Origin of the sequence: Flavobacterium sp. (assembly GCF_031409475.1) — a bacterium.
Classification (GTDB): Bacteria; Bacteroidota; Bacteroidia; order Flavobacteriales; family Flavobacteriaceae; genus Flavobacterium.
The window spans coordinates 18,800-33,039 of sequence record NZ_JANNXH010000066.1 but is presented as its reverse complement, the minus strand read 5'-3'; the positions used below and the strand labels follow the sequence as shown (position 1 = coordinate 33,039).

Below are 14,240 nucleotides of genomic sequence, written 5' to 3'. Positions count from 1 at the left end.
AGAGGCACGAGCACCATAATATTACTTGCTTCCAATATGAGATTGCTTCGTCGTGCCTCCTCGCAATGACAGGAAACCACAAAAAAAAGCTCCACATTACTGCGGAGCTTTCTATATTCAAACAATTAAAAGATTATTTCTTTTTCTCGTTTTTTTCCATTTTGGCTTTCAAGCCAGCAAGGATGTCATTGTTATCTCCAAGAGTTGCCGCTGGTGAATTAGTTGCAGAAGCTACTGCTTCTTGAACTGCTTTAACTGCTTTTTCCTCTTCTTCACGGAAAATAGCTGTGTGAGATGCAACCACTCTTTTGAATTCTTTGTTGAATTCGATTACTTTGAATTCAGCAGTTTCGCCTTTTTTCAATTTCTTACCGTCTTCTTTTTCAAGGTGACGTGTAGGAATGAAAGCAACAATATCTTCACCGAATTCTACAGTAGCACCTTTGTCAACAATCTCGGCAATTTCACCTGAGTGGATAGTTCCCACTGCGAATGAAGCTTCGTATTGATCCCAAGGATTAGCCGTAGTTTGTTTGTGACCTAAAGATAATTTACGTCCGTCAACATCTAACTCTAATACTACTACATCTAGTTTCTCACCAACATTTACAAATTCAGATGGATGTTTGATTTTCTTAGTCCAAGAAAGGTCAGAGATATAAATCAATCCGTCGATTCCTTCTTCTAATTCTACAAAAATTCCAAAGTTTGTAAAGTTTCTAACGATTCCAGAATGTTTAGAACCTACTGGATATTTAGCTGTGATATCGGTCCAAGGATCTTGAGACAATTGTTTGATACCTAATGACATTTTACGATCGTCTCTATCCAAAGTTAAAATAACTCCTTCAACAATATCTCCTACTTTTACGAAATCTTGAGCAGAACGTAAATGAGTAGACCATGACATTTCAGATACGTGAATTAAACCTTCAACACCTTCAGCTACTTCGATAAATGCACCGTAATCAGCGATTACAACTACTTTACCTTTTACTTTATCTCCTATGGTTAATTTAGAATCTAAAGCATCCCACGGATGAGCGTTCAATTGTTTCAATCCTAATTGGATTCTTGTTTTCTCGTCATCAAAATCAAGGATAACCACATTAAGAACTTGATCTAATTCAAGAACTTCAGATGGATGATTGATTCTAGACCAAGAAAGATCCGTAATGTGGATTAATCCATCAACACCTCCAAGGTCAATAAACACACCGTAAGAAGTAATGTTTTTAACAACACCTTCTAATACTTGTCCTTTTTGTAATTTTCCGATGATTTCTTTTTTCTGTACCTCAATATCCGCTTCGATAAGCGCTTTGTGAGATACAACAACATTTTTGAATTCGTGGTTGATTTTCACCACCTTAAATTCCATCATTTTATTTACATATACATCGTAGTCTCTAATTGGTTTAACATCAATTTGAGAACCTGGAAGGAAAGCTTCGATTCCAAAAACATCAACGATCATACCACCTTTAGTTCTGCATTTCACAAAACCATTAACGATTTCACCTGTTTCGTTAGCCGAAATAACTCTATCCCAAGATTTGATAGTACGTGCTTTACGGTGAGAAAGAACCAATTGACCTGTTTTATCCTCACGGATGTCAATCAATACTTCTACTTTGTCGCCTACTTTTAAATTTGGATTGTAACGGAATTCGTTTAAAGAAATAACACCTTCCGATTTTGCGTTGATATCAACGATAACGTCTCTATCTGTAATTCTAACAACTACACCTTCAACTACTTCTTCTTGATCTGTAGCGATAAAAGTTTTTGAAACTAGTTCTTCGAATTCTAATAAGTTTTTTTCATCTACTGCATCAATACCTTCTTCAAAGTTGTGCCAGTTAAAATTTGCTAAAAACTCTTCTTGTGATTTTACTTGTTCAGACATGCTGATTAAAAATTTGTATTCTGTATTTTCTTGAGTTTCATAACGTGAGAGAAAACAACAGAAGTTGTTTGTATAATTAGAAATACCTAAAGGAAACTCTTATTCACCAAAAGGACTGCAAAAGTAATGCTTTTATATGAATTAGCAAAATTATTACTCAGAGATAATGGATTGATTATTAGGAGCAGGTCTTTTTGGGGTTTTTAGGACGATTGCTCCCGCTTTTCGTTGCAATCTTGTCATTGCGAGCTTGCGAAGCAATCTCACAACAACAAGGATTTACTCTACAATCGGGGCTAATTATGACTTATAGGATTTCAATACTTTTTTTACAATTTGTCCTTACATGACAAAGCTTCCAGCCTTTAATAGGCTGGAAGCTTTATTAAATGACGCCACTTCACTCGAGGTTAGTTATGACTTATAAGATTTCAAAGTAAATAAAAGCTAAAAAACAAACTATTTAATAAAATATAAAACAACCCTCTTTTAAAATTTTGTAAGAAAAAATGAATATATTTGAAGATAAATACTGCTGTTTATCATACAAAACAACCCGATTAAAGAGAGAAAAATTGGACAGAATCAGACTTTAATGAGTTAGTGGCTAGTTTTCGCCATCACATAAAAAATATCTTTTAAATGAAAATACTCTATATAATTGGAAATGGTTTTGACATTAATCTAGGTCTAAAAACTCGTTATTCTGACTTTTACGAACATTATAAGACACTTCAATCTAAATCTCCAATTGTTAAAACATTAAAAGACAATATTGGCAAAAACTTTAAAAATTGGTCTGACCTTGAGCAAGCAATTGGAGTATATACTGAAAACTTTAACACTGTAGATGAATTCATAGATGTATATGAGGACATTGGGGATAATTTAGGAGATTATTTGAAAGAGCAAGAAAACCGATTTGATTTTTCGAAAATAGATACCGAGAAATTATCTGAATATTTAGCATTTCCTGAAAGGTCGTTACTCAAAGCAGATAAAGAAATATTGGAAGAATATAAAAATAAATGGAATTCTGAACATTGGGATGTAAACATAATAACTTTAAATTACACTAATTCTCTAGAACAAATTCTTGGAAATGATAATACAAGTCTAATATTAGGTGCTCATCATAATTCTAAAATTTTTTTAAGAGGACTTGAACATATTCATGGATATTGTGATGATAGAATGATTATGGGTGTAAATGATGTTTCACAAATAAAAAATCAAAGTTTTCATAATAATCAAGATATTCTAGATGCTTTAATAAAACCTTATTGTAATAAAGTTAATAAAACTACAATTGACAATCTTTGTAATTCTCAAATTACTAAAGCTAATTTAATTTGCATTTTCGGGTCATCAATTGGAGATACAGATAATTATTGGTGGCACGCAATTGGTGAGCAACTAAAGAAAGGCATTTGCTTATTAATTTTTACTCGAGGAGAAGAAATAAGTAAAAGATGGAGTTATAAAAAAGCAAAATCGGAAAGAGAAATGAGAGATTATTTTCTTAACAAAACTAACTTAAATGACGAAGAAAAAGCAAGTTTTCGAGATAATATATTCGTAGGCGTGAATACTGAAATGTTTGGAAGTATATCATTATAAATCCAGCCACTAAAGCGGTTTCAAGAAATGGCGAAAAATGTGCAAAATTCACATTTTTCTTTCGCAGGAAATTTTATCTTTAAGGAACTCTACCGGGATAATGTAAACATTGAATATTCAGACAATGAAGAAAAACTTAATTCTATTTTTAACATTACTTACATTATTCACTTCGTGTAACGGACAAAAGACTATTGGAAAATCTGTAAATGAACTAGGCAATCATTTATGGTACGTTTTTCAAGACACAAAAAACAATTATTGGTTTAGTAGTAATGGCGAAGGAGTGTATCGCTATGACGGAAAAAAGATTATCAATTTTACAACAAAAGATGGTCTTGCTAACGACACTATAAGACAAATTCAAGAAGACAAATTTGGCAATATATTTATTTCAACTTTCGGTGGTATCAACAAGTTTGATGGAAAGACATTTACTACTTTGCAACCAATCAAAAGCAAAGAATGGAAATTAGAGTCCAATGATTTGTGGTTTTATATATTGGGGAAAAAAAATGAAGGTGCTTATCGCTACGATGGGAAAAATTTATATAATTTGGAGTTTCCCAAGCACTATCTTCACGATGAAATTTATCCACGAGTTGTCAATTCGTTTTTCAGTCCTTACGAAGTATATTGCATTTACAAAGATAGAAAAGGTGCAATCTGGTTTGGCACGTCTGTTTTTGGTGCTTGTCGTTTTGATGGAAAATCTATAAAATGGATGTACGAAAATGATTTGACAATCGGTTTAAATGGAGGCACGTTTGGTATTCGGTCAATTTTTGAAGATAGAAAAGGAGAGTTTTGGTTTTGTAACACTTGGCACAAGTATATTTTCGATTTTGAAAAGACAATAAAAAGCGACCGACTTCAATATCAAAAAACAGAAGGTATTGGAAACAAACAAATATTTGGTGGCGATGAATACATTTATTATTCCCACATTGTAGAAGACAACAACGGAAATATTTGGTTGACTACTTGGGACAAAGGAGTTTATAAATATGACGGAAAAAATATTACAAATTACTTAATAAAAGACGGTTCTAAAGACGTTAACTTAATTTCAATGTACAAAGACAATCAAGGTGATTTATGGCTTGGAACACCAAATAACGGAACATTTAAATTCAACGGAAACTCATTTGAAAAATTTAATCCTTAATGAAAGAAAAAGAGCAGCCAATAAGATGGTTTTCGGTAAACTTTAAAGTTGGTTTTGTACCTGAAAGTTCGGTCTCAAATCCATATATTTGGCTAACCAAATTGCTTGGATTTACAATATTCATCTCTCATAAGGCTTGCGCGGTTTTGCAAACCCCACTCCGCAAAGTCTCCGACTTTGAGGATGCGTTCATCAGTGTGTGACTGACCTAAAATTTAACCCAAAATAACTCGGTTGAAAACCTAAAATCACTACCTCAAAGTCGGAGACTTTGCGGAGCAGGCTTCCAGTTCGCCGCGGCGAACTGGAAGCCTTGTAAAACTAAAAAACTAATGAGTAAATAATTAATTTAAAACTATTTGAATTTGTATTTATCTTATTACTGTTACCTTTAAAAAAGTAGCTGGTATAGATGTAGTATTCGCTGTAGTGCTTTTGTTTTGACTGTTAAAAAGAACTTCTAATTCATGCTGTAACTCCATAGCTTTTCCGTTTTTTTCAGCTGCTTCAAAAGCGTTCATTGTTGGACCATAAAAGGTTTTAAAAGTATTTACAAGTTCGGATGGATTTCCTGAGATTCTAAATGTAAAAGTATCTTTGACAAATGATATGTTTTCTTTTATTATACCGGCATTAACAAATCGCTCAATAACATTTTCCTCAATTCCCCATAACATTGGACTAATGAATCCTTCTGGTGGTGGTGGAGTATATGCAGAGCTTATTTTTAATATTTGAGCTACAAGAGTTGGATCGCCAGGAATCCAATTACCCATTACAATTCTTCCTCCAGAACGAGTTACACGAACCATTTCTTTGGCTACATCAAATGGTTTTGGTGCGAACATTGCGCCAAATATACTTACTACAAGGTCAAATGATTGGTCCTTTAGTTCCTGCAAATCTGTAGCATCGCCTTCTTGAAAAGTGCAGTTTTTAAGCCCTTCATTTTTAGCACGAAGGTTTCCCGCTTCAACGAGATTAGTTGCTATATCAACTCCTAAAACATTGGCGCCAAATTTTGCTTCAGGTATTGCTGTGGTACCATCGCCACAGCCAAGATCAAGAACGTCTAATCCTTTGGTGATTCCCAATTTGGCAACTAATGCCTCACCACTTTCACGCATGCTTTCGGCAATTCTAGTAAAATCACCTTTTTCCCATAATGCTTTATTTGGATTCATATCTTTTTGTTTTAAGAAGCCCTAAATTAATATTTATTTTTCAATATACCAAATATTTTTTCCATAAGTAGCTCATTACTAATTAGTAAAGTTTTAAAAAGAGCTATTATTAATTTCATAAAAAAATATTATTTTTAAGAATGAGGTTGGGGAAATAATGAGTTTTAAATAATTTTACTTCGAACATTTTAAATTTGTCAAAAAAAACTCGCCAAACTAACCGAGCAGAAATTTCTCTATTTTCAAAATACAAGCATAGATTACAGCCTTTAATAGGCAGGAAGATTTATTAAAACAAAAAACCCGACAGGTTTTAAAATCTGTCGGGTTTGAAATATAAAAATAATTTCTTAATGACTCACATTCGCCACTTCATCAGGATTGTGTTTGTGTTTAAACAAAACGGCAAAAGCAATCGCAATCAACAATGCATAACCAGCAAACGAAAGCCAGATATTATGCCAATCTCTTACGCCATCGTGTGTAAAAAATTTATCAATTGCCCAACCCGAAGTAAAGCTTCCTAAAATAGCTCCTACTCCATTAGTCATCATCATAAACAATCCTTGAGCAGAAGAACGGTTTTTAGAATCCGTATTGGTTTCTACAAATAAAGAACCCGAAATATTGAAGAAATCAAATGCCATTCCGTAAACAATGCATGACATAATTATCATCCACAAACCATCAACTGGATTGCCATAAGCAAACAAAGCAAAACGTAAAACCCAAGCAAACATAGAAATTAACATCACTTGTTTAATCCCAAATCGTTTCAAGAAAAACGGAATTGCTAATATAAACAAGGTTTCGGATATTTGTGAAATCGACATTATTATAGTAGAATATTTAACAACGAATGAATCTGCATATTCTGGAATAGTTGCAAATTCTGATAAAAAAACATCTCCATAAGCATTAGTCAATTGTAATGCACCGCCTAAAAACATAGAGAAAATAAAGAACAAAGCCATTTTATAATCAGCAAACAATTTGAAGGATTCTAAACCTAATGTTTCCATTAACGACGCATTTTCTTTGGTCAATCGTTGTGGTTTACATTCAGGTAATGAAAATGCATAAAATCCTAAAATAAGTGCTCCAACTCCAGCGATATAAAATTGATAATCAGTTGCTTTACTACCCGTTAAGTTCGTAATCCACATGGCAACAATAAAGCCAACAGTTCCCCAAACACGAATGGGTGGATAATCCTTAACAACGTCTTTATTATTTAATTTTAGTGCTGTAAATGATATGGAATTACTCAATGCAATGGTTGGCATATAAAAACACATGGCCAATAACATGATGTATATAAAAGTTGTTGGTGTGTCCACTTGTGGTAAATAAAATAAAACTCCTGCATATAAAATATGAAGAATACCATATAATTTCTCAGCATTTACCCATCTATCGGCAATAATTCCAGTGAGTGTTGGCATAAACAACGAAGCAATTCCCATAGTTCCAAAAACAAGTCCAAATTGTGTTCCTTCCCAACTTTTTGTACCGAACCAGTAATTTGCAATTGTAATTAACCATGCACCCCAAACAAAAAATTGGAGAAAACTCATTATTGTCAAGCGACTTTTAATATTCATAAAATTGTAGTTTAGTTAGGAAAATATCGAATCAATTGGGTAAATCTAATACTAATTTAAATAAATCAAATTAAAATTAAAGAATTTGTGATAAACTTAAATAATTGTAAACTACGAAGCAAATTTTATACGACTGTTTAGGAAAGGATGTAAAGCCTAGATATTAAATAAATTTTAGTAGGATTTAAAATCAATACTGTCTGGATTTGTCAATTTATTCAATTCTGTTTTTAATTTTTGATCTAATAATTGCATTCCAAATTGAAAAGATGCGTTCATCCAACCAAAACCTTCTCGTGTAATATACTCAAAATCAGTTCCTTGATTTCCATATTCTGCAAAAACTTTGTGCGATGCGCTTACCACATCATATTTTTCAGGAACGGTTCCATTGTAGTCACAAGCATTTTTTGTAATCATCCAAAGCCAACGGTACATAAGTTCCTGAGCTTTAACCGTATAACCATAATTTAATAATCCTTGCCAAATAATTATTTGGTGTGGTGGCCAACCGTTTGGAAAATCCCATTGGCGTTGCATTTGATATTCGCCAATATTAGACAAAGCTTCTTTTGAAGAACCCGCAATTCCACCCAAGAAAATCAGTTTAGGTAAACCGTTTTCTACCATTTTTTTGGCTTGCAATTTTGTAGCAATATTTGCCCAAAGCGGAAAAAAACTAGTAGCGGAAAGAAATATGTTTTGTTCTTGAGTTTTAAAATTATAATCAAAATAACAGCCTATATCTTCATTCCAAAGAAAATGATTCATCAAGTTTTTTCTAGTTTCGGCTTTTAATAACCAATATTCACTATTGTAATTTCTATCCTCAATTTGAAAATTATCATTAAAAAATTCTGCAATTAATGCTGCAAAATCGGTTTCATATTTATACAACATGGCATTTAATTCCACTGGATTCAAATGCGCACAAATAGCTTCTAACCGATACGTAGTGTCGTGACCACTTTCGCGAACGCTCCGATCGTGCACAAAATATGCGTCTAATGCTGGATTTTCTATTTTTCGTTGGTAATATAATTTTTCATAATCGGGTATCGAAAGCTTTGCTTCTTGTGCAAAAGGCTTTAAAATTTCATCGTAATGCCCCATTTCGGTTTCTGGTGGCAAACCAATTCCTTGAGCATGAAATCGATTCAGGCCATTTTTAGTCAATCTTTTTCCTGTTTCCATCCAAACAGTTTCATATTCTTTGATGCAAATAGTAAGTTTTTGGCTCAGCCAGTTAGTATCTTTTACTGACATTGCTTCAAAAACTTCACGAATCATACTCGAATAAAAAGGAGGTTGCGTTCTGGTGAGATAATACGATCTGTTAGCATTTAAAATTTTGCCGTAATGTGTAATTTGATAGTCAAAATTTTCAACCATGCTTTTTGCCAGCTCCATTTTCCCGTCAATTAACAACCCTATATTTTCAAAATAACTATCCCAACCGTACATTTCGTTAAATCGATCTCCTGGAACTACAAATGGAAATCCGGTTGTTTTTTGACCTTCTTTTTTTAAAGCTAAAGCTAAAATTCCGCCATCATCATTGATACTACTTACATATTTTGGAGTAATATCTTTGGGAAGCTGAATTACTTTTAGATTAAATTTAGGAGCTAATTTTTGGAAGTATTCAAAGGCGAAATCATCCGTAAAAGGCACATAAATTATGGGTTGTTCTGTTTTTGATTTGGAATCTAACAGTAGCTTTTCTAATCCTTGCTCATCTAAGGTTCTTGTTAAACCATCCCAAAAATAAGTGGCAATCATTCTAGAAATTCGATTGGCTGGCAATTCAAAAATTTTGTCTGATTCTATAAAATCGTTATCGGCTTCTTTGGCGAGAATTAGTTCTTGCAATAAATTAGACAAATAATAAGTACCTTCAACTACAATTTTTTCGGTTTTAGACTTTAATACAAATCGTTTTAGCCCTTTGTCCTCAATGGTAATTCGCTTATCACGATCCGTATCTTCCTGAAGTAGGAGTTCTGAAATCGTTTTTTTGATGTTGACTGCAATTTTCATGTTTTAGAAATAAAATTAACTGAGCTCCATTTTATGAACTAATTTATTTAAAATCCACAATAAAATAAAAATCACAGTTATTGGAATTAATGAAAAATAAAATGCAGTTGTACCATCAAACTTTTCAAAAACATGCCCTGTTATTATAGAACCAGTAGTTCCACCAAGTGCTGAAAAAACAACGATCAATCCTGACATGGAACTGTGCATGTGCTTGGGTAAAGCAGACAAAATTGTCGAGTTAAGTATTGGATAAATTGGTGCTAAAAACAAACCCATAATAGGCAATAAATAAACCACTAAAGGTGCGTTAAACCAAGTCATAGTTTCATTACTAATTACAGTACTTTTAGCCATTGGCAATACCAGTAGCACAATTGCTGCCACTATTATAAGACAAATTGATAGAAAATAAATCCAACGTACACGAAGCAAAACAAAACCTGAAAGTAGTCTTCCAATAAAAGATGCTCCAGCTAAAATTGCTCCAGCTTGAATGGCCATACTCGATGGTGCGTGCAAAATTTCTTGATAGAAAGTTGGAAACCAAGTTTGAAAACTTTGCTCTAAAAGCACATAAAAAAATATCGAAAAAATGAAAACAATGATTAACGGTTTGATGATGAGCGAAAACATGGCTTGAAAATCTTTTTTAAGTGTGGTGTTTGCAATTTTAGCTTCACTTTCGTCTAATTTTGCGATGAATAAAAGTAAGAATGCTATGAAAGATAGTCCCGAAAGCATCCAATAAATAGTAAGCCATTCGCGTGATTTTGGGTCATTATCATTTACATATTGACTAATTACTACATTTCCAATTAAGATACCAGCCATAAAAGTTGCCTCGAGCAAACTCATAAAACTCCCATGCTCTTTGACACCTTTAGTAATTATACCAATGGTTGCAAAAACAGAAACTTTTATAAGTGCAAATGAAATTCCTATTACAAAAAAGAGCAATTTAAAATACCAAAATCCATCAGAGAAAGGGATCAAAAAACAGGCTATGGTAACAAATGCTAAACCAATTAACATCGATTTTTTGAGACCAATTTTAGGTAAAAAAGAAGCTAAAATAAAAGAAGCAAATGCTATGGGCAAATCCTTAAATCCCTCAAGTACAGATGCGTCAGATTTAGATATATCAAAGTTTCGTTGCACTTGTAATATTACCGTTCCAACACTGTTTAAAAGTATTGCAAAAACAAAATAATTAAAAAAAAGCGAGATTGTAATTAGTGGATTTTTCATATTTCAAAAATTAATTTAATTCTAAATCAGTATTCAGATATTCCTGAAAATTTATTCCTTCTGGCAATCTTCCCACATTTTGCAGCTTCAAAACGGCTAGTTTTTGGGCTATTACTATAGTTTCATTAAAATTTTTGTTCAATAGTTGTGCGTACAAAAATCCTGTCCAGAAAGCATCTCCCGCACCAGTTGAATCCTTTATATCATTTACTGGTAAGGCTTTTTGTTGAATCAATCCAAATTGCAAATTAGACAAAACTACACCATCCTTGCCTTTTGTTAAGCATATAGTTTCTGCACCTAAAGCGTGAAAATAGTCAAAAATATAATCTTCGGTTTTAGCTTCCGAAAAAAGTCTAAAACAATCATCCTCGCTCAATTTCACTAGCGGATTTGTTGATAAATAATCTGCTAAAACTAATTTTGCTTCTTCTCGATTGGGCCAAATTCTTTCCGAAAAATTAATATCAATGCTGGTTTGAAGCCCAAATTCTTTCGCTTTTTTTGCACTTTCTAAAATAGTTTTTCGTGCTGGATTTTTGCTCAAAGCAAAACAGGTTGTATGAAAAATTTTAGCACTTTCTAATAATTCATCTGGAATTTGGCTCTTTTCAATTTGAAAATCAGCTTCTCGATAGGGAATAAAATCCGGTGTTCCAGTAGATTTAGAAACAAATATAACCGAGGTTGGTTCGGTTTCTGATTTTCGTATTTGAGTTGTAATTACATCATTCAATTTTAGCTTTCGAACAATATATTCGCCGAGTCCGTCTTGTCCGCAAGTAGCCACTAACACTGATTTTAAGCCAAGCCTCGCTGCGTTTACAGCAACATTTGTTGGAGAACCACCTAAAAAACGATGGTAATCTTTGGTTCTACTTATTGTGGTATTTACTTCATGTCCTATTAAATCTATGAGTACTTCACCAACACTTATTATATCTATCGTTTTTTTCATTTGTTAAACTAAAAACTTGAAATTTGTATTTATACTTTGATTCAACATTACAGTTGCTGCAGCACTCCATGCACAAAAAGGCACACCATTTGGGGCTTTTGTTTCGCTATTGAAATTTTCATAAAAACTAAAATCATCAACAGCATTTGCCTTGTTTATTGCCTCTAAAAGTTCCGAAGCTTCGGATGTTTTTCCTTTTGAAAGTAGGGCTAACCCAAAAAAACCGTTAACCATAGTCCAACTTCCTCCGTTGTGAAACTCGTTTGGATAGTTCCTGAATTCGTATTTACAATTATTCTTTAATAAATTCCAATCTAAATCACTGTCATAAATTGGTGGCCAAAAAGCCGGTAATAATTGCAAAGGTATCTGGTTTTTGAGTGCTATACAATACTTTAGAATCTTGTTCTGGAATTCTTGTGAACCAATATTTAAATACAACGCCAATGAATTTGCAAAAGCATCAAACTGAGTTTTATAACCTGCTGGTGAAAAAGCACAAGGCATGAATTCTTGAATATTTATTTCATTATATGCTCTATCGTGGTATTTTTCTCCAATTGAGTTTGGTGTAAAATTGATTTCGATTTGTGCTGTAATTTTTTCAATTTTATTGGTAATCTCTATATCTTTTACAAAATAATTATAACTCTTTAAAGCCCAAATTCGTAACAATTGATCGTATAAAACATAACCGTCTGTGATGTATTCATCGGCCCAATTTCCTGATAAAGGAACATACAAAAGTCCTTTATTATTAAATTCCCAAGCTTCAAGAAGTTGAAGACATTTTTCAATTACGGCATTATATTTTGCAACAAACGCCTTATCCTTTTTGTAATAGGCATATTGACAAATACCAATAATAAACCACGTTACTGCATCTACTCTACCGGCTAAACCTCCATAACTAACTTCAACAATCTTTTCTGTAGTCATCACATTTGACGGAATTGTGCCGTTTTTATGTTGATTATTAGCCAAGGTTTCGAGTGTGTGCTTGAATGTTTCAATTAAGTTTTCATCTCCAGAAGCTAATGCTGCAAGTCCACAAATGACACCATCTCTTGCCCAAACTCTTTTGTAATTAGAAATATTTTGGGCGCTGGCAAGAAATCCTTCGGATGAGGCTACTCGTTGTAGCAATTTTATAGCCTCGCCATAATTAATATCGTTATCCATGATTTATTAATTTGACACTTTCTTGCTTTTAATCATAAGCGTACAAAAAGCACTAATGAGTAATAAAACACCTGCAAAACTAATAGCATTTCTTGCGTCATTATTTAAAAAATTTTTGAGTATGTAGCCAAATGACAAATTTTGAAAAATCATTGGAATAACAATCATCATATTAATAATTCCCATATAAACGCCATATCGTTCTTTAGGAATGTTAGAAACTACTAATAAATAAGGAATTCCCATCATACTTGCCCAACCAATACCGTAACCTATAATGACTGCAAAAAATAAATATTGATTGTGAATTATTGGAAAAACTAAAAATGAAATTCCTGCAAGAATTAAACAAACAAAATGCACATATTTTGCACCATATTTTTTTGCTAAAACTGCTAAATAAAAAGCAATTGAAAATGTAACAATAAATCCAAAAGCTCCTATTAATCCATTCCATTGTACTGCACTTTCGTATAAAGAAGTTTGTTTAGGCGTTGCGTCCCATACAGAAAGCGCCATACTTTTTGAGTTGTTTTGCCAATAACACATTAATGCATACCATTGAAAAAAGTAAATCAAAAACAACTGCCACATCACTTTGGGCATTTCTAAAACTGCGTTATAAATTTCTATAAATGGAGTAAAAACATTTATAGGATTTGCTTTTAATACTGCAATTTCTTCTACGGTTGGTGGTATTTCTTTGGTTTTACTCATACTCCACCAAATAGAAGAAATCGAGAGTATTGCACCTAGAAAAAATGACCCGAAAATCCAATTGGGTAATGCACCTGTATAACCAACAATAATCATGGGGAATAGAAACAACGAAATGTAAGATAAAAACTGTCCAAAACCTGTGAAAAAACTTTGCGCTTGAAAACCTGTTGGTTGTTGTTCTTCATCTAAAGTATCAGCAATAAATGCTCTATAAGGTTCCATTGCTGTATTGTTACCAACATCTAATATCCATAACAATCCGGCTGCCATCCAAAGTGAGCTACTAAATGGGAATATAAACAAGCAAAGACTACACAAAATAGCTCCAATAAAAAAATAGGGTTTACGCCTTCCAAATTTTGGATGCCACGTTTTGTCGCTCAAAGCACCTATTATTGGTTGTATTAATAAACCTGTCATTGGGCCAGCAAGATTTAACATGGGAATTTGATCTGGATTTGCGCCAAGAAAATCGTAAATTGGATTTACGGCACTTTGTTGTAAACCAAAGCTATATTGTATACCAAAGAAACCAACATTCATATTGATAATTTGCCAAAAACTCATTTTTAATTTTACACTCATATTCAGTTATTATAATGGT

General features: G+C 32.9%; 10 protein-coding genes. 2 read left to right on the top strand and 8 right to left on the bottom strand.

All coding sequences use genetic code 11. The annotated features are described in order from the left end of the window. Nucleotides 1-133: 133 nt before the first annotated feature. The gene (gene rpsA / locus RMO53_RS11855; RefSeq protein WP_310380991.1) at nucleotides 134-1,909 is read right to left on the bottom strand and encodes a 30S ribosomal protein S1; all 1,776 of its coding nucleotides are present in this window, start codon (nucleotides 1,907-1,909) and stop codon (nucleotides 134-136) included. 642 nt (nucleotides 1,910-2,551) lie between these two features. Here rpsA and RMO53_RS11850 point away from each other — a divergent pair. Next, nucleotides 2,552-3,529 carry an AbiH family protein gene (locus RMO53_RS11850; protein ID WP_310380988.1) on the top strand — a complete coding sequence of 326 codons (978 nt, stop codon included), beginning with the start codon at nucleotides 2,552-2,554 and terminating at the stop codon, nucleotides 3,527-3,529. 124 nt (nucleotides 3,530-3,653) lie between these two features. Then, nucleotides 3,654-4,697 (top strand): two-component regulator propeller domain-containing protein, encoded by a 1,044-nt coding sequence (locus RMO53_RS11845; protein ID WP_310380986.1) that lies wholly within the window; start codon nucleotides 3,654-3,656, stop codon nucleotides 4,695-4,697. A gap of 371 nt (nucleotides 4,698-5,068) precedes the next feature. Here the strand turns inward: RMO53_RS11845 and RMO53_RS11840 are convergent, their stop codons facing one another. From RMO53_RS11840 to RMO53_RS11810, 7 genes are all read right to left on the bottom strand, one after another. Then, nucleotides 5,069-5,881, bottom strand: coding sequence for a class I SAM-dependent methyltransferase (locus tag RMO53_RS11840; protein ID WP_310380983.1), 813 nt, complete (start codon nucleotides 5,879-5,881; stop codon nucleotides 5,069-5,071). Nucleotides 5,882-6,231: 350 nt separating this feature from the next. Continuing rightward, nucleotides 6,232-7,485, bottom strand: a complete 1,254-nt coding sequence (locus RMO53_RS11835; protein WP_310380980.1) for a nucleoside permease — start codon at nucleotides 7,483-7,485, stop codon at nucleotides 6,232-6,234. Nucleotides 7,486-7,659: 174 nt separating this feature from the next. Then, nucleotides 7,660-9,525: a trehalase family glycosidase gene (locus tag RMO53_RS11830; RefSeq protein ID WP_310380978.1), complete on the bottom strand. Its 1,866-nt coding sequence runs from the start codon at nucleotides 9,523-9,525 to the stop codon at nucleotides 7,660-7,662. A gap of 15 nt (nucleotides 9,526-9,540) precedes the next feature. Further along, entirely contained in the window at nucleotides 9,541-10,776 is a 1,236-nt protein-coding gene (locus RMO53_RS11825) for an MFS transporter (RefSeq protein WP_310380976.1), read from the bottom strand. A gap of 10 nt (nucleotides 10,777-10,786) precedes the next feature. Further along, complete coding sequence (locus tag RMO53_RS11820; protein WP_310380972.1) at nucleotides 10,787-11,734, bottom strand: PfkB family carbohydrate kinase; 948 nt, start codon at nucleotides 11,732-11,734, stop codon at nucleotides 10,787-10,789. Between the two features lie 3 nt (nucleotides 11,735-11,737). Continuing rightward, nucleotides 11,738-12,916, bottom strand: a complete 1,179-nt coding sequence (locus tag RMO53_RS11815; protein WP_310380969.1) for a glycoside hydrolase 100 family protein — start codon at nucleotides 12,914-12,916, stop codon at nucleotides 11,738-11,740. Nucleotides 12,917-12,922: 6 nt separating this feature from the next. Then, complete coding sequence (locus RMO53_RS11810) at nucleotides 12,923-14,203, bottom strand: MFS transporter (protein WP_409024833.1); 1,281 nt, start codon at nucleotides 14,201-14,203, stop codon at nucleotides 12,923-12,925. Between the last annotated feature and the right edge of the window lie 37 nt (nucleotides 14,204-14,240).

What these genes read in the sequence shown, in the direction of transcription:
- rpsA (WP_310380991.1), bottom strand. Translation starts at nt 1,909, where the DNA reads ATGTCTGAACAAGTAAAATCACAAGAAGAGTTTTTAGCAAATTTTAAC.
- RMO53_RS11850 (WP_310380988.1), top strand. Translation starts at nt 2,552, where the DNA reads ATGAAAATACTCTATATAATTGGAAATGGTTTTGACATTAATCTAGGT.
- RMO53_RS11845 (WP_310380986.1), top strand. Translation starts at nt 3,654, where the DNA reads ATGAAGAAAAACTTAATTCTATTTTTAACATTACTTACATTATTCACT.
- RMO53_RS11840 (WP_310380983.1), bottom strand. Translation starts at nt 5,881, where the DNA reads ATGAATCCAAATAAAGCATTATGGGAAAAAGGTGATTTTACTAGAATT.
- RMO53_RS11835 (WP_310380980.1), bottom strand. Translation starts at nt 7,485, where the DNA reads ATGAATATTAAAAGTCGCTTGACAATAATGAGTTTTCTCCAATTTTTT.
- RMO53_RS11830 (WP_310380978.1), bottom strand. Translation starts at nt 9,525, where the DNA reads ATGAAAATTGCAGTCAACATCAAAAAAACGATTTCAGAACTCCTACTT.
- RMO53_RS11825 (WP_310380976.1), bottom strand. Translation starts at nt 10,776, where the DNA reads ATGAAAAATCCACTAATTACAATCTCGCTTTTTTTTAATTATTTTGTT.
- RMO53_RS11820 (WP_310380972.1), bottom strand. Translation starts at nt 11,734, where the DNA reads ATGAAAAAAACGATAGATATAATAAGTGTTGGTGAAGTACTCATAGAT.
- RMO53_RS11815 (WP_310380969.1), bottom strand. Translation starts at nt 12,916, where the DNA reads ATGGATAACGATATTAATTATGGCGAGGCTATAAAATTGCTACAACGA.
- RMO53_RS11810 (WP_409024833.1), bottom strand. Translation starts at nt 14,203, where the DNA reads ATGAGTTTTTGGCAAATTATCAATATGAATGTTGGTTTCTTTGGTATA.